Source organism: Pseudoalteromonas sp. J2K-J599 (assembly GCF_059295115.2).
The window spans coordinates 631,640-648,722 of sequence record NZ_CM200272.1 but is presented as its reverse complement, the minus strand read 5'-3'; the positions used below and the strand labels follow the sequence as shown (position 1 = coordinate 648,722).

The 17,083-nt window shown below is 38.9% G+C and carries 14 protein-coding genes and 1 pseudogene; 7 read left to right on the top strand and 8 right to left on the bottom strand.

Annotated features, from left to right (window positions below; translation table 11 throughout):
* Positions 1 to 30: 30 nt before the first annotated feature.
* From AC5NT5_RS19670 to AC5NT5_RS19660, 3 genes and pseudogenes are all read right to left on the bottom strand, one after another.
* Positions 31 to 1,511, bottom strand: a pseudogene (locus tag AC5NT5_RS19670) (cellulase family glycosylhydrolase).
* 387 nt (positions 1,512 to 1,898) lie between these two features.
* Complete coding sequence (locus AC5NT5_RS19665) at positions 1,899 to 2,249, bottom strand: hypothetical protein (RefSeq protein WP_121955585.1); 351 nt, start codon at positions 2,247 to 2,249, stop codon at positions 1,899 to 1,901.
* Between the two features lie 88 nt (positions 2,250 to 2,337).
* A complete protein-coding gene (locus AC5NT5_RS19660) occupies positions 2,338 to 4,689 on the bottom strand; it encodes a TonB-dependent receptor (protein ID WP_494513525.1) in 2,352 nt (783 codons plus the stop codon).
* A 219-nt stretch (positions 4,690 to 4,908) separates the two neighbouring features.
* Between AC5NT5_RS19660 and trhA the strand changes: the two genes are divergently transcribed.
* From trhA to AC5NT5_RS19645, 3 genes are all read left to right on the top strand, one after another.
* On the top strand, positions 4,909 to 5,538 hold the full coding sequence (gene trhA, locus AC5NT5_RS19655; RefSeq protein WP_494513524.1) for a PAQR family membrane homeostasis protein TrhA: 630 nt from the start codon (positions 4,909 to 4,911) through the stop codon (positions 5,536 to 5,538).
* 262 nt (positions 5,539 to 5,800) lie between these two features.
* Positions 5,801 to 6,526 carry a restriction endonuclease gene (locus AC5NT5_RS19650; RefSeq protein WP_494513523.1) on the top strand — a complete coding sequence of 242 codons (726 nt, stop codon included), beginning with the start codon at positions 5,801 to 5,803 and terminating at the stop codon, positions 6,524 to 6,526.
* 59 nt (positions 6,527 to 6,585) lie between these two features.
* A complete protein-coding gene (locus AC5NT5_RS19645) occupies positions 6,586 to 7,512 on the top strand; it encodes a hypothetical protein (protein WP_494513522.1) in 927 nt (308 codons plus the stop codon).
* Positions 7,513 to 7,815: 303 nt separating this feature from the next.
* Here AC5NT5_RS19645 and AC5NT5_RS19640 read toward each other — a convergent pair whose 3' ends face one another.
* Together AC5NT5_RS19640 and AC5NT5_RS19635 are read right to left on the bottom strand one after the other, a co-directional pair.
* Positions 7,816 to 8,127, bottom strand: coding sequence for an MGMT family protein (locus AC5NT5_RS19640; RefSeq protein ID WP_096794573.1), 312 nt, complete (start codon positions 8,125 to 8,127; stop codon positions 7,816 to 7,818).
* Positions 8,117 to 9,013 (bottom strand): LysR family transcriptional regulator, encoded by an 897-nt coding sequence (locus AC5NT5_RS19635; RefSeq protein ID WP_002958590.1) that lies wholly within the window; start codon positions 9,011 to 9,013, stop codon positions 8,117 to 8,119. The genes AC5NT5_RS19640 and AC5NT5_RS19635 overlap by 11 nt, the downstream gene beginning before the upstream one ends.
* A 122-nt stretch (positions 9,014 to 9,135) precedes the next feature.
* Between AC5NT5_RS19635 and AC5NT5_RS19630 the strand changes: the two genes are divergently transcribed.
* Positions 9,136 to 10,218, top strand: coding sequence for an efflux RND transporter periplasmic adaptor subunit (locus AC5NT5_RS19630; protein WP_149592959.1), 1,083 nt, complete (start codon positions 9,136 to 9,138; stop codon positions 10,216 to 10,218).
* Positions 10,219 to 10,220: 2 nt separating this feature from the next.
* Positions 10,221 to 13,289 carry an efflux RND transporter permease subunit gene (locus tag AC5NT5_RS19625; RefSeq protein ID WP_494513521.1) on the top strand — a complete coding sequence of 1,023 codons (3,069 nt, stop codon included), beginning with the start codon at positions 10,221 to 10,223 and terminating at the stop codon, positions 13,287 to 13,289.
* A gap of 109 nt (positions 13,290 to 13,398) precedes the next feature.
* On the opposite strand, the gene AC5NT5_RS19620 is transcribed toward AC5NT5_RS19625, so the two are convergent.
* Positions 13,399 to 13,731: a PBPRA1643 family SWIM/SEC-C metal-binding motif protein gene (locus tag AC5NT5_RS19620; protein WP_188162331.1), complete on the bottom strand. Its 333-nt coding sequence runs from the start codon at positions 13,729 to 13,731 to the stop codon at positions 13,399 to 13,401.
* A 241-nt stretch (positions 13,732 to 13,972) separates the two neighbouring features.
* Here AC5NT5_RS19620 and AC5NT5_RS19615 point away from each other — a divergent pair, with 241 nt between their 5' ends.
* Positions 13,973 to 14,227, top strand: coding sequence for a MetJ regulator of methionine regulon (locus AC5NT5_RS19615; protein ID WP_188162330.1), 255 nt, complete (start codon positions 13,973 to 13,975; stop codon positions 14,225 to 14,227).
* A gap of 62 nt (positions 14,228 to 14,289) precedes the next feature.
* Positions 14,290 to 14,874 (top strand): hypothetical protein, encoded by a 585-nt coding sequence (locus tag AC5NT5_RS19610; RefSeq protein WP_494513520.1) that lies wholly within the window; start codon positions 14,290 to 14,292, stop codon positions 14,872 to 14,874.
* A 19-nt stretch (positions 14,875 to 14,893) separates the two neighbouring features.
* On the opposite strand, the gene rluF is transcribed toward AC5NT5_RS19610, so the two are convergent.
* Positions 14,894 to 15,907 carry a 23S rRNA pseudouridine(2604) synthase RluF gene (rluF, locus tag AC5NT5_RS19605; RefSeq protein WP_182671212.1) on the bottom strand — a complete coding sequence of 338 codons (1,014 nt, stop codon included), beginning with the start codon at positions 15,905 to 15,907 and terminating at the stop codon, positions 14,894 to 14,896.
* An 86-nt stretch (positions 15,908 to 15,993) separates the two neighbouring features.
* Positions 15,994 to 17,079: a DUF418 domain-containing protein gene (locus tag AC5NT5_RS19600; protein WP_494513519.1), complete on the bottom strand. Its 1,086-nt coding sequence runs from the start codon at positions 17,077 to 17,079 to the stop codon at positions 15,994 to 15,996.
* Between the last annotated feature and the right edge of the window lie 4 nt (positions 17,080 to 17,083).

Sequence of the window (17,083 nt, the reverse complement as noted above, 5' to 3'; positions counted from 1 at the left end):
TATCTTCTTCGCATATTTTATTTAACGCGCTTAACTACAGCTATAGATAAGCGTCCACGAAGCATCACTTCCGGGAACGCTGTTTGTATACCAATTTGCGCTGTATGCATTACCTTGATATTGCATTTTATCGTCGGTGTTATTGTGAGTAAACGGACCGGCCGAATAATCTTTTTTCAACCAATTAGGATATGTATTAATACCATTACAATCTGTTGAACTTACAACACTGCATCCGTTTGTATCAACACTTGTACCAGCGGGTGTATATGGGCACTGATCAATATCATCATTCACTCCATCGTTATCCACATCGCTTTGAGGATCAACTACTTCAACAACGCAACCTACATTATTAACAGTTTCACCTACAGGTGTATTAGGGCATTGATCAACACTATCGCTAATACCATCGCCATCGCTGTCAGTTACCGCACAGCCAATACTGTCAACCGTTGTACCTGCGGGAGTATTATCGCACTGATCAAGGCTGTTACTTACGCCATCCCCGTCGCTATCTAAATCAACATTGCTACTACCACCCCAACCTTGAATGATCTCTTTAACTTTAGTGCCTGAAGCGGTTAATGAATTCCAACTACCGCCTAGAGTAAATAACGAAGCACCTTCGTTTTTATCGTTTAAAGCCCAGTTAGCGTGGCTAATATTGTTTGTTTTAAAAAATGCCATCCATGCATCAGTTTCATTAATATTAACACCACCATTGCCATCAGCATTAACTGTTCCCCACTCTGTAGCAAATAGTGTAATGCCGTTATCGAGTGCTGTTTGTGCTTTATTTCGATACGATTGACCATGCGTGCCAGCATAAAAATGCAGGGTATAAGCAATATTGGCGCGATCAATTGGATTTTGTGATGCCACATCAACATCTTGCGACCACGTAGGCGTACCAACCACAATTAAGTTATCAGGGTCGATTGCTCTAATTTTATCAATAACTGTTTCTGCGTAAGGCTTAATATCGTTAACCCACGAGATTTATAACGGCTCGTTATAAATTTCATAAATAACATTGTCGTACTGCCCATATTTAGTAGCTACCTCTTCAAAAAAGCGAACTGCAGTTGCTTGATCGGTATGTGCTTCATGGCTATGAAAATCAATAATAACGTACATATCTTCGCTAATAGCTGCGTTTACAACAGTATCAAGACGGCTCATATTGCCCTGCCAATCAAAGTTCAAACTACCACCAGTACTCGTACCATGACCAATAGCTGCACGAATTAATGTTGCATTAAATTCAGTTTTTGCCTTTGCTACTGTTTGTGCTGTATAAAATTTTTCAGCGCCCCAACCGGTGTTACTCCAAAATAGGCTAGGTCCTGCAAGCTTGTGTTTTCTCCACCTACAAGAATTTGATTCCCACTCACCGTTAACTTCTCAACAGCGGCATTGGCCATAGTTGAGCATCCTAATAATAAAGCTAACGATAAGCTCGCCACTTTAAAATCCTTTCTTTTGTGATTATTTGAACTGTTATTCATCGTATTTCCTTAAATTGAAATTAGCAGTCGTCATTGCTTGATGTAATAAATTGACACCAAACCAATACTTAATAGTTAAACAAAGTTAATTTGGCGAGCAGAAAGCATCATTTATTAATTAACATTAAATAAATAAAAAGGCACAAGAAGAAGGGTTTTAATTAACTAAGTACAAACAAGTGAGCAATTTAACGAGGTTTGAGGATTTTACTCTGTATATACAGGTGTTTACACTATGTTTACATGGTGCAGGCAAAAACCTCGGTTACAAAAAATATGTATAAAAATGGAAAAGGCGGTAATAATAATTATTACCGCCATCAATAATAGCTAAATATCGGGGTAAAATATTAATAAGCCAACCAAACCGAGTTCTGATTAAGTGGCTTATTTTTTAGTGGGCAGCGCTTTTCTGCCCAAACGGTATGCATCCATCATGCTCAGCACCCAAATTATAATCATTAAAGGTACGTACTTATATTCAGCGAGTTGGGCGCAAGCGTCAGAAGGTTGTTGCGCGGCTTTTAATATGGCCGTAACCGACATGGGGATTTTTCCGTTTACAATTTCATTTGCAGTACACTGTGCAATCGCAAATATATCTTGAAAGGTTAAAATTAAAAGAACAGAGAATACACCCGCAAAAATAGCGCCTATAAGGTGTTTTTTTAAAGAAAAATGCCCCGCTCCAGGATAAACAATGGCGGTAAGTAAAGCAGCTTTTAGATCTTGTTTCATTTTTACCTAATATAAATTCACTTTAACGTGATCACATAAAAAAGCCACTTTGCAGTGGCTCAATTAAAATATCAAGTAGTTAAATGTATTATTGTCCGCCAAACCCGAGAGTTAACTCAATACCAACAAAACGAGGTGCCCCTGCAACAAATGTTGGATTGCCAAATCCCCCTCCAGTATTACCTGCATCAACTAAGTACTCTTTATCTAATAAATTACTGGCAAATACACTAACGTCCCAATCATCACCACTCGCAATTCCTAAGCGCGCACTGACTAATCCAAGGCCAGGTTGGCTAATATCTAAGCCTGATATTGGCGCATTTGCTGGCTCAAAATACACTTCAGAGCGGTAGCTATATATTAAAGAGCTCGTTAAATTAAGTGAGTTCGACAATTCTGTTGAATAAAACAGCCCCGTACTAAACGTCCACTCTGGTTGTAATCTAAATTTATTGCCTGCGAGGTTACCGTTATTACTATCATCATCTATTTCAGCATCAAGGTAAGCCGCATTGGCAAATACCTCAAACTCATTATTAATTAACGCCCTTACTTCAGCCTCTGCGCCAACATTAGTGGCAGAGCCCGCATCAGCAGAAAACGCAACGCCTTCATCATCCTGTAACGTAACCTGAAAGTTAGAGTAATCTTGATAAAATACAGCGACAGAGTAATCTAAACGCCCGTCAAGTGCTTTACCTTTAATACCGGTTTCGTAGTTCCAAATAATTTCCGCTGGAACTTCTGATAAAGAGGCTTCAACACTTCCTTGTTCGTCGTTAGCCGAACTTACTTCAAGTACTTCCGAACGACGTCCTTTTGAAATAGTCGTATACATATTTGTAGTAGGGTTTATTATATAAAGCGCATTAAAACGTGGCAGCCAATCATCATAATCAGCATCGTCATAAAATGTTTCACCATTTGTATCAACCGTAAACAATGGCGCTTGTGTTAAAACACTATTGGGTGCAGTAGAGCTATAACCACTGCGCTTTTCTTCTTTTATATAACGAAGACCCGCTGTTAACTCCAGTGCCTCAGTTGCAGCATAAGTTACATCAGCAAACGCTGAATACGCTTTGTTTTCACCATAGTTTGTAAACTCTAGTGAATATGGCAACTCGCTTATTGCACCACCTGTTAATGCTGGTGTTAAAATATTAACGCTACCATCATTATTAATACAAGGAACACCTGAACCCAATACGCCCAAGCAATTTAAAAATATAGACTCCTCTGTACTAAATGGAACACGCTGGCTACCATCTTCTTCAAAGTAACTCACACCAAAAATACTAGTAAACTTATTCTGCGTATAAACAGCGCGTAATTCTTGGCTAAATTGGTCGCCCTCAGCAGCTTCTGCAAATTCTAAAAACCATGCTTGCGTACCATCAGCATCAAACACTTCTAAAGAGTCAAAATTACGTCCTGCAGTAATTGAAGTGATTGTTAAATCGTTACTTACATCCCAATTTACAGTCAAATTTAAATCGTTAACTGTGCGCTCCACACCTAAGTCTTTTTTTCCAAACACAGACTCTGCATACGGACTACCTGGCATTTCAACAAAGCTATATGGGCTTGTATCACCACCGGTTGGTGCATAAAGCCCATTTTTAAAAGATGTACCCGAGTCATCATTTTTTTCATACGTATACACCAAATCAATCGTTACATCGTCACTAGGTGTAATACGTAAAGACGGACGATAAGAAAAACGCTCAATAGCATGCATATCATCTTGCTTAAACCCAGCCGGGTTTTGGGAGTTACTATCTCCTGCAATATTTTTTATAAACCCATCACGTTCACGATAAGTAAAAGCAACACGGCCTTGCATTAAATCATTACCACCCGTTACAAAACCACTAACACCTTTGGCCGAGTAATTACCAACGGATGCTTTTAATTGCGCCGAAAAATCTTTTTCTGGTTTACGTGTTGCTACACTAATAGCACCTACAGAAGCTGCTGTTCCAAACAGTGTTGCTTGTGGTCCTTTAACAACTTCAATCCCTTCTACATCAAAAAGCTCAAAGTATGAGCCACGAGAGCGTGATACATCTGCTCCGTTATAATAAATAGACACACGAGGGGATGATTGAGACGACCCGCTATCAGACGTAATACCACGAATTACAAAGCCCGGGTTGTTAGGGCTTTGCTCTTGAATAACAAGCCCTGGTGTTATTTCAGATAAAGTGTCGAGTTCGCCAATACCTAAGCTCTCTAAAAAGTCGCCATCGTAGGCACTTATTGTTACAGGCACATCTTGGATTGATTGCGCACGCTTTTGAGCAACAACCACTATTTCATCAAGTTCTTTATTTATGGTTTGATCTGCAAAACTATTTGTTGATGTAACGCAAATCATCGCAACAGACAATTTAGTAAGTTTAAAAAAAGGCCGTATTGTTAATTTATTTTTCATGTTTTTCACTGTTCGTCCGGTTAATTGTTTTTAGGAATTACCGGTAATCTAACGAACTATTGCGACTTTTTTACGTCTTATTAATTACGCATTGGTTAAATTGATGTTTCAACTTTATGAAAAATAATAAATTATTGTGTTCATATAAAAATTATAACATTGAAAAACTCAGCGTACACTTGTACACTAAAATTCATTCAAATAGTGGTAGGATCTGTCATGTCGTTAGAAGCGCCCTATTCTAAAAAAGAAGAACAACTAAACGTAATTAGTCATGCACTTGGTATAGTATTTGCCGCATTTGTTATGTGTGATTTATTTAGCCAAGCCACCAGCACTAACGCGTATGTTAGTACTGCAATTTATGGCAGCAGCCTATTTGTGCTGTTTTTGTCGTCCACTTTGTACCACGCCAGTATTCAACCGCGCTTAAGAGCCTTTTATAAAAAGTGCGATCACTGCGCCATATACTTATTAATTGCCGGCACCTACACTCCCTTTTTATTAATCTCATTAACCGGTGCTTGGTCATGGGCAACACTTACATTTATTTGGACTGTTGCACTGGCGGGCGTTGCGTACAAAGTATTTGTAAAAAACGGCAATAAAAAAATATCACTCGCCACCTACTTACTCATGGGTTGGTTTGCACTGGCTATTGTTTATCCGCTTTATTCAAGTGTTGATGTAAAAGCACTTTACTGGCTACTTGCCGGCGGTATTTTTTATAGTTTAGGCACTTTTTTTTACAGTGCTAAAAGCACCCAATTTAGCCACGCAATTTGGCACTTATTTGTTATTGCTGGGTGTGTTTGCCATTATATTTCAATTAGTAATTATGTTTATTAAGCTGGTATAGCCAATTAATATGGTCTGGTTTGAGCGAGATATAGTCATTCAGGTGAGCCGCCATTGATTTAGTAAGAATAAGAGGAAGCTTCCCCTTTTCTACATTTTAAATAAGCTACAGTAAGCATAATATTTATAGCTACCAATAGTTTTCACTATTTGCTATTAATATATGCGCATAAAATAAGGACGTTTTCGCGCTAAAAAAGGAAAAGTGTCCTCTGATAAAGTTGTTATACCCCTAAGCGTAATAAGTGAGATTATGAGTATTAAATTTACAAGAACTGTCAGGACATCAAACAGTGAGAGTTATGCTCTTTTCCAAGACTATCAGAATGTAGGCAGCCTAGATATCCACTTCAGCGATTGTGTATATGGGACGTTGATATTTGCGAAAGAGTTTTCAAATGAAGAACAGCAAGAAATTTTTGCTCAAATAGAAGATGAGTTAGTTGATCCTGTCCCACGAGCTGACTTTATCTTTTCTGTATATCAGGGAAAAGAAATTGGAATGTATTCTGATTCCATTACAGAAGAAGAGCGCGCATATGAACCAGTTAAAAAAAGAGACCTTGAAGACATTTCTAAGTTAGTTAAATCAGCAGTGGGTAAAAAAAGAAATATTCAAGGTAAGTTGACAGAGCATATTTCAGTAGAGTTCTTCGAGTCTCTAGGGTATAGAGCTAAGCGTGGTGATTCAGAGCTTGATCATATGAAAATTGACGTAGTCGCTGAATCTGATGAGGAGCTGGTTTTAGTACAAGTTAAATCTGGTTCTATTGGGTTAAAACAAATTGAAAATGCTGTTGAAAGCATAAGTAATTATCCTTCATCAAAACAAAACGTGGCTGCATTCATAGCGAATGATTTCCCAGTAAGAGCAGAAAGCCTACGAAAAGAGCTTGGTTGTAAGTATGGAATGAAAATTCAGTATTATCATACATATCAAGTCCTTAAAAATTTACCAGAATATAAAAGCTCACTTTGACTCGGGGTATAACAAACTGTTTAGTTGCCATGGATAGCTCACCATAAAATGGAGGTTAAATGATTACTAATTTACCTGAACCGAATGAGTTCAAAAATTTGAGTATTCAATATTTAGCTCAAGCGATTGATCATATATTTAAAACCGAACTAGCGATCTCTCCCGCTGCTTTAGTTTCGAGCTTTGGTGATTTAGATGAAGAGTGGGATAGTAGGCAAGGAGTACTTGGTAACTCTTTAATAATGCTTTTCCTTAGTATTGAAAACTTCTTCAAATATGAAGTTAGTACACAAGACCCTCTCGAACTTTTAACAGATGAATCAAGAGATAAAATAGATTCTCCAGAATCGTACGACTTTGAGACTTTATACCTGTTGGGCCTAGATGACCTTGTCTCAAAGTATAAAAAAATTGATGTTAAAAGCCTATCCGGTTCAGCTTTAACGATGTTAGAAGAGTTAAGAGTGAGCAGGAATAAGTTCACACATGGTTTGCACAGGGAGCTTATTAAACCAAACTATATCGTTGAAGTTATCGCGGAGTATTTAACCGATATATGGACACCAACTTGGATATCAGAATTTAGGGAGGTTATGCTAACAGAACCCTTATACGGTCTATTTAATGAAGATGAAGAAAACATGCAACTTCTTCAGTATTATAAATTTTTTGAAGATTATTTATCTCAGAGAAAATTTAAGAAACTTATTGGTATGCCGTTAGAGGGGCGACGCTACTTATGTCCTCATTGTCAAGAAAACGCAATAGAATCGGGAAGTGTGCTTGATGCTAAATACGCATGTTTAGAGCCAAATGAATCTGATTCTACCGAAGTCCATTGTTGGTTGTGCCATGGGTATGCCGAGATTGAAAGAGAATCTTGCCAAGAGCAATCGTGCCCTGCAAATGTGATCTATCCAACTGATTCTTACAAATTACATACTAGCAATACTTGTCTTACATGTGGCAGTGAACAAAGCAACTAACAAGAGATTTAAACAGAACTAAAACCGTGGGTTAGGTTTCGCTTCGCTACAAATTTAACTCACCATTTTAGTCCGCTTAAGCAAGCGTTACGAACGTCCGGAAATGGCACTCTCCAGCCAGACGACAACATAAAATATTGATAATAATTGGCAAGGTATTTTACTGTGTCAGATGGCGTGGCTTCGCCACTTATCCGACCTACGTCAAAAGGTAGGTTGGTTAAGCCGAAGGCGCCACCCAACAGAGTATCAATTCACGCCTTGAAAGTCAGCTATGGCACTTACCTGCCCATAATAGTCATATCACTCCCACCGACACTCACGCATATTTACTTTGTCATTTTTAAACAATACGCCTTCTGATAATAGCTTTTCGCGTTGTTCTTGGTATTTTTCGCTACCTTCAGGGAATGATATTTTACCTTGGCTATTCACGACCCTGTGCCAAGGTATAACCGAGTCGTTTGGCATCATTTTTAATAAGCGCCCAACCAACCGTGAGTTTTGCGGGTAGCCCGCAAGAGCTGCAACTTGCCCGTAGCTTGCCACTTTACCTATTGGTATGCCTGCGATAACAGTATAAATAAGTGTTTCTTTATCAATATCAGCGTTCATTTAAATACGCCTCACTAAGTACTTTAAATTGCTCCCAAATAGTACGCGCTACAGGGCCGTGGTGCACTGCATGTTGTCTAAAGGCTCTAATTTGTGCGCTAAATTTATGCTCTCGGTCAGTTATGTGTATTTCTTGAAGTAAGCCTGCTTTTATTTCAGGAGCGCAGTGTTCTAGGCTCATCATTGCCCAACCTGCACCTGAAAGTAAAAACGATTTTAAGGTCGATACATCATCAATTTTCATCATGGCGGAGCCTTTTGAGTACGATAGTCTGTCGCTGTCGATACTCAAGTCACTTTCAAACATAGCTAAACACGGATACGTTTGTAGTTCGCTATAGGTTAGCTTTTGAGGAAGTACGCCTTTAGCGCTGACAATACCAATATCGAGCCTGCCTATGGGTACGCTTTCTAAATCGCCTGTCGCATGAAATAAATCAAACCACGGGCCAATACCTAATTCGGCTTGCCCACTATTTACTTGCTCTAACGAAATAAAGCGCTTCCCGCTTGTTAAGCTAAATTCGGTGCTGGTAAACAACCTAAAAGTATTACTTATGATCTCGTTGTAACTCTGCGTATGGCAAAGTTGTTCGTAACAAATTCTAAATTGGGGTTCATTACCGAGTGCCAATTCTTTAGCAAGCTGTGCTAGCTCGTCGTTGGCATGCAAAAGTTGCTGCGCCTCGCGGTGAAAAATACGCCCTTTTTCAGTAAGCTGTAATCGGTATTTACTTCTGTCTAGTAACTCAAACCCTATTTTTTCTTCTAAGTTTTTAATAGCGAGTGTAAGCGCGGGCTGCGTTTTATGTAGCTTTAGTGCTGCCCCGCTTAAGCTTGCGCTTTGCACTATGGCATCTAAAATTATTAATTGATTCAGCTTCATATAGCACTCTGCAACATTATAAGTAAAACTTATTGAGTTTCTAAAATTTAATGATTTTTATTTTATATGTTTGCAGCGTATGCTGCACTTAATTATTTTGCCATCATTGCAACGGAGAAGACATGAAACTCTTTCGTCTATGTTTTTTAACTACGACTTTACTAAGCTTAATAGCCTGTTCTGAGCCAGAACAACAAGTTAAAGAAGAGCCCATTCGCCCTGTTAAATTATTCAACATAGGTCATGATTCTCAAACTAACATTCGCAGCTTTCCTGCTGAGGTTGTTGCAAACCAAGGCTCTTACCTTGCTTTTAGGGTAAACGGCGAACTTATTAAGTTTCCTGTGCTTGCTGGTGAACACGTTGAAAAAGGTGATTTATTAGCAAAACTGGACCCTGAAGATTTTCAGTTGCAGTTTGACGAGCGCAAAGCGCGCTTTGAATTGGCAAAATCACAACTTGGCCGCATTGAGCAATTGTTTGAGAAAAAAATCACCAGCCAATCAGAATTAGATCAAGCCACTGCTAATATGCAAATTGCTGAATCTGCATTTAAAATTGCACAAACAAACCTTGAGTACAGCGAGCTACGCGCGCCATTTTCAGGCACAGTTGCAAAAGTATTTGTTAAAAACTTTGAAAACATTCAAGCCAAACAAAATATATTGCGTTTAGAAACACGCGATTTAATGGATGTAGAAATTCAGGTTCCTGAAAAAATTGTCGCTCGTTTTCAAAAAGGCACTGATTACCACCCTACTGTAAAATTCGATGGCTTTGACAATAAAGAATACACACTTGATATTAAAGAGTGGGATACCCAAGCAGACCCTGCAACGCTTACCTATAAAGTTGTGTTTTCGCTACCAGTACCTGAGGACTTTAATTTACTAGCGGGTATGACGGGCAGTGTATTTATTGATTTAAGTAAAGTAACTCGCTCGCAAGTGTCTTACACAATACTGCCAATTGAGTCAGTGTTTTCTGAACCTCAAGAATCTATTAAAGATAATGCCTACGTGTGGCTTTTTGATTCAGAAACTAGCCAAGTACATAAACAAGCAGTAAAAATTGGCCAGCTACACCGCGATGGTATTGAGGTGTTAAGTGGTATTAAAGAAGGCCAAATTGTTGTTTCTGCCGGTGTGCACTCACTAAAAGAAGGCATGAAAGTAAGAGCATGGAATAAAGAGCGAGGCTTATAATTATGAGCTTTGCACAACTCTCCATTGAGAAAAAAGTAATCAGTTGGATGTTTACGCTGCTGCTATTAATTGGCGGTACCGTGTCGTATTTTGATTTAGGGCAATTAGAAGACCCTGAGTTTACGCTTAAAAAAGCCATGGTTATTACCATGTACCCTGGCGCGTCGCCGCAACAAGTAGAAGAAGAAGTAACTTTTCCTCTGGAAAACGCGATTCAGCAATTACCTTATGTTGATTACGTTACGTCTATTTCATCTAACGGTAAATCACAAATTTCGGTAGAGATGAAAAGTACCTACCGAAAAGAGCAACTTCGCCAAATTTGGGATGAAATGCGTCGAAAAATTAACGACCTCTCCCCTTCGCTTCCCAGCGGCGTTTACCCTAGCACTATTTTAGATGACTTTGCCGATGTTTACGGTGTTATGTATTCGGTAACCGGTGATGGCTACTCATATGACGAACTTAAAGACTACGTCGACTTTTTAAAGCGCGAGCTAGTCTTGGTTAAAGGTGTAAGTAAAGTAACGGTTGCAGGTGAGCAACAACCGCAAGTAATGGTTGAAGTATCAACGCGTAAATTGGCTCAACTAGGTATTGCACCAAGTCATATATTTCAGTTACTGCAATCGCAAAATACGGTATCTAACGCGGGTAAAATTCGCGTGGGCGATGAGTCAATTCGATTGCACCCTACTGGCGAGTTTAAAGATGTAAAAGAGCTCGAAACGCTATTAATTTCAAAACCTGGTGCAAGTGAGCTTATTTATTTAGGCGACGTAGCAAAGGTTTACAGAGAGTACGCAGAAGTACCTAACAATGTTATTCGTTATAACTCTCAGCAAGCTTTGCTTATTGGCGTGTCGTTTATGTCGGGAGTTAACGTGGTAGATGTGGGTAAACACATTGACGATCACTTAGCTTCACTTGAGTATCAACGCCCTCATGGTATTGACATAAATTCGGTATACAACCAACCACAAGAGGTTCAAAAATCGGTTGATGGTTTTATTATCAGCTTACTTGAAGCTATTGCGATTGTTATTGTAGTACTGCTGTTATTTATGGGTTTAAAAAGCGGTGTTTTAATTGGTGGTATTTTACTGCTTACTGTATTGGGTACGTTTATATTTATGAAGTTGTTTGCTATCGATTTACAGCGTATATCACTTGGAGCACTTATTATTGCGCTTGGTATGCTGGTTGATAACGCAATAGTTGTAACCGAAGGGATACTAATCAACCTTAAACGTGGGCAAACAAAACTCAAAGCGGCGGTTAATATTGTTGAGCAAACAAAATGGCCCTTACTAGGTGCAACAGTCATTGCAGTGACTGCATTTGCGCCAATTGGTTTAAGCTCTGATGCCAGTGGTGAATTTGCCGGTAGCTTGTTTTGGGTGTTGTTTATTTCGCTTTTATTAAGCTGGATAACAGCCATTACGCTAACGCCATTTTTTGCCAATTTAATGTTCAAAGAAAACGAATTTAAAAACGAAGAAGGCCAAGAAGATGAAGACCCGTATAAAGGTTTTATTTTTAATGGTTATAAAGCGGTTTTAGATTTAGCGCTGCACTTTAGAAAAACCACGCTTATATTAATGGTTGTTTTACTGTGTACTGCGGTTGTTGGTTTTGGCTCTGTTAAACAGTCGTTTTTTCCTGCTTCTAATACACCTATGTTTTATGTTGATTACTGGCAAGAGCAAGGAGCTGATATTCGCTCAACCCTAGAGGGCGTTAAAAAGCTTGAAGAATTTTTGCAAAAAGAAGACCTTGTTGAAGAAGTAACAAGTACAACAGGCCAAGGCGCGCCACGCTTTATGCTTACCTACGCACCAGAAAAGTCATATCCCGCGTACGGGCAATTAATTATTCGTGTGGCCGACAGAGAAGCCGTAGCAACTGTAATGCAAACTGTACGTGATTACTCAAATAATCATGCGCTCTCTGCGCAGCTTAAAATTAAGCCAATGGAAATTGGCCCCTCTACTGATGCAAAAATAGAAGCGCGTTTTTCAGGCCCTGATCCTGTTATTTTAAGACAATTGGCTGCTAAAGCTGAAGAGCTTATTGGTAATGATGATGGCGCATACAATATTCGTGATGACTGGCGTGCACGTACTAAAATGATTCGCCCACAGTTTAACGAGCAAAAGTCACGCCGCTTAGGTATTAGTAAATCTGACTTAGACAATGTATTACTAACAAGTTTATCGGGTAAACAAGTGGGCGTATATCGCGATGGTACACAATTGCTGCCTATTATTGCCCGTTCACCTGCTAACGAGCGCTTAAACGTGGAAAGCGTACACGACCTTCAAATATACAGCCCTGTATTGGGTGTATTTGTACCAGTAACCCAAGTGGTAGACGAGTTTATTGTACAGTGGGAAGATAGCCTAATAATGCGCCGCGATCGCAAACGTACAATTACGATTATGGCCGATCACGATGTATTAGGAGATGAAACCCCTGCTAAACTATTTGCACGTATTCGCGGACCAATAGAAAACATGGAATTACCGCGCGGTTACGAACTGGAATGGGGCGGCGAGTTTGAATCTTCAAGCAAAGCTCAAAAAGCAATATTTGGCTCATTACCGCTGGGTTACTTAGCGATGTTTGCAGTAACCGTATTACTTTTTAACTCGCTTAAGCAACCACTGGTTATTTGGGCAACGGTTCCGTTAGCTATTATCGGTGTAAGCGCGGGCTTGTTAGCTATGAATGCGCCGTTTAGTTTTATGGGATTACTTGGTTTATTGAGCTTAAGCGGTATGCTTATTAAAAACGGTATTGTATTGGTTGATCAAATAAATCTCGAATTAAGGGAAGGTAAATCGCCTTATGAAGCCGTATTTGACTCTGGTGTGAGCCGTGTACGCCCAGTTGCTATGGCAGCTATAACTACTATTTTGGGTATGATCCCGCTGTTATTCGACGTGTTCTTCCAGTCAATGGCGGTAACAATTATGTTTGGTTTAGGCTTTGCTACAATTTTGACTCTAATTGTAGTGCCAGTACTTTACACGGTTATATTTAGAATTGATTACGAACCGCGTAAGTAGTTAAGCATATAATTGGTTAACATTAAAAAATGCCACTGGCTCAAGGTCAGTGGCATTTTTATTTAATACCGATGAAAAAAGAAAGGCTACATATTTAGTTGTTAAGAAACTAACCGCAACACTTCTTATATTTTTTGCCGCTACCACATACACAAGGTGCGTTACGCTCTGGTACTTTATCAAATACTTGTGGTGTTGACTTGCTAAGTGCAAAGTCTAGTTCGCGAATATCTTCTGGTACTTCAGCTTTAACTTCAATTGAAGCAAACAGCGAATGCTCTTCTAGTATTGCTTCTATTTCTGATTGTCGTGCAACTGAGTTTACAATTAACGTGAGCGGGTGTGACTCTGTGCCTGGCTTGGCAGTACGTTTTGGTGCAAATCCATTACTGTTATTTTTACCCATTATATCGGGCTTACCCATAAAGAAAAATTTTGACATGTTACTTCTATAACCTTTCTACATTATTAAGACGGCGCATCTTAACAGCTTAACCTTCATATAACTAAGTGTACTTGATAATGCACAATATAAATCAGGCTTTAGCGCATATACGCCTAATATAGCGACATAATGAGGCCAATTAATGGATTTAGGCAAAATTTAAATTCGAAATATAGTAAAATTATTATGACTCAACTTAGTGCCGTTTTAGTATCTAACTCAATATTATGGAAAAGCCTTGGAAAATTTTAAAACCGCGATACTAATAGCGGGCAGCGTTTTTATACTTTTTGGTTATTTACGCTTTATAACTGACGATAATGGTAACGTGAACTTAAACAACTACCGTTTTACAGGGGGCATACTACTGGTTATTTCCGGTATGTTCGATGGCACACGCGACCTTGTTAAGCGCCTGCGCTCTAAAAACTCGTTATCGGCGATTGCAGTTTATTTAGGTATACTCTTATTTTATATTGGCTTTAGCATTTAATAGCGAAACATTAAGCGCTAATTTGGGCTTTATACAAGCAACATTTTATAAGTGAATACCCTTTGACCTTTAAGCAACTCTTCAACAGCGCCCTATTACTTTTAGTAACAGCACCTCCGCTGGTTTTACTTGCATGGGATGAACAAGCCGACCCCGCTTTTATCCCCAACAGTATATATAACACCTTAACATTTACGTTATTTCCAATAACGGCGCTAGTGTTGTCGGTTGTTTTATTAAGGCACCTATATAAAAAATACAATAATAACTTTGAATTTAAACATACAGTTAAAAATTATATTGCTGAGCATGGGAAGTTCCGCAGCGCATTTATACCACTGTTTTTGCCCATTTTAATTTACTTATGGTTATGGACGTCAGTTTGTATTTCTGTGAAATTATGGGCCAATAAACACAGCAATAATATATGGCAGCAAGAGCATCAATTACTTGAGGTAGGTAGTTGCCCAACTGATTATGAGTACAGTTGTACAACACTAACTGTGCTTAGTTTACAGAACTACAGAAAATACACTTTTAGATGGTATTTAGATAAGAATAAATTGGTGACTTTGCAAAATAACAATATAAATTTAGTGGGCATTACAAGCCCACTTGGTAATATAGTACAAGAAATACAGTGGTAGTAGAAAACCTAGGTGCAGATTATTTTTTTAAGCTAAGGGTACGCCCCGAGCTAGGTTTTGACTGTGACGACTTATTCTCTTTAATACTTTTTGGCTTACCAACATACGTGGTAGAACGCTTTTGATAAGGTGCTTTACTGCGCTCATTTTTGCGCTCGCCATTAGCATTACTGCGATCAGAGTTGCGACTTGAATTTCGCTCGCCACTTTGTTCGCCTTTATTAAAACGGCGAGGATTTTCACCCTGAAAATCACGCTTTTTAGGAGCTGACGGCGTATTATTTTCTGATTGTTTATTAGCATCAAGCGAATGTTCTTGAGTTTTACCTGAGTCAGAAATCGAGTCGTTGATTTGCGCCATTTCAGTATCAGACAAATGACGCCACTGCCCTACCTTTAAACCTTTTAGTGTTACGTTCATTATGCGCGTACGCTTTAACGTCACCACTTCGTAACCTAAATATTCACACATACGGCGTATTTGACGGTTTAAACCTTGTGTAAGTACTATTTTAAATTCTTTAGGGGCAGTTTGTGTCACTTTACACTTTTTAGTAACAGTATCTAAAATAGGCACACCATTGGCCATTTTTGTAACAAACTGACGATTAAGCGGTTTATCAACCGTAACAACATATTCTTTTTCGTGGTTATTACCCGCACGCAAAATTTTATTAACGATGTCGCCTTCGTTAGTTAAAAATATAAGCCCTTCAGACGGTCTATCTAAACGCCCTATTGGAAATATACGCGTAGGATAATTTACCGCGCGAATAATATTACTTTGAATTTTACTTTCGGTAGTACACGTAATACCAACGGGTTTATTGTAAGCGATATAAACGCGCTTTGGTGTGGCTTTAAGTGGCTTGCCATCAACCAATACAACATCGGTAGCAGCAACTTTTACGCCCATTTCAGGCGAGTAGCCATTAACGCTGACACGACCTTGCTCAATATATTTATCGGCTTCGCGGCGTGAACAAAATCCTGTTTCACTAATAAATTTATTTAAACGTTTTAATTCGGTCATGGCACTTATAGCGTAGTAATTTTTAAGGCGAGTAGTGTAAACCACCCACACTATTTTTTCGCCCCTAATTTAAAATTTATAGGTGTTTAAGCATTAATTTTTGCTTTCGTTAATTTACGCCATACAAATTCAAGCGGGCCTTGGTTAAAATAGCGGCTGTATATAAAGGTAAATATAAGCTGCAGTGCAACTAATGCCGTTGCAACTAACCAGTAGTCAATACGATCAAAATTGAGCACCCAGTGCGTAAATAGCACTTTATATAACAACAGCTGTATGAGTGTTTGGCTAATATATAAAGTAAATGCTAAGCGCCCCGCTTGTTGAATAAGCGTGCCGACGTGTGCGCTGTTATTGCAAAATTTAACAATTAAATGAATATACAGCGTAGCCATACCTAGAGCCGCAAACATATTTACAAATTCTTGCACCCCATATCCTAAGCTGCCATTAAGCTGTGATGCATAAAGCCTGATTCCACAAAAAACAAGGGTCATTGCACCGCAAACTATTAATTGCTGAGTCGTTAAGCCTTTACTAAAAACGTCTTGTTTATATAAATAAATGCCAATGAGCATAAGGCCCACGCACATCCACATTGTCATTATTGGCACCATAACAAGCATTAACGTGTTCATAGCAAGGTTACTAATAAAGTAATCAATATAGTGTGGGTTATATAATTCAATAAACTGTGCTGTATCGCGGTAAATCACTTCATCGGGTACGCTAGATATAACAAGTAAGGTAACCACAGCCGACAACAAGGTAAATGCAAGCCCTCTTTTTAAAAGTACGTTGCTATCACTTTCTAAATATTTAATAACAAACCAGCCAGATACACCGTAAACAAATAAAATATCACCGGCCCAGAGTAAAAAACCATGCGCTAAACCAAAGAGAATTAACCAATAGAGCCTGCTTTTTATCTGCACTTCAGACTTGTAACGTTGCCACTGAATATAAAGCCCTGCACCAAAAAGCAAACTAAACAGCGTTCTAAAACGCCCGTCTACAAACACGCTGCTAAGGGTGTGAATAATTGAGTCGCTAACAGGAGGAGTAGTTAAGGAGGTATACCCGTATTCAAAAATGCCGAAGGCGTAAGCATTCATGTAAACAAGGCCAAGCACGGCAACGCCGCGAATAAAGTCCATATTATAATTGCGCATTAAA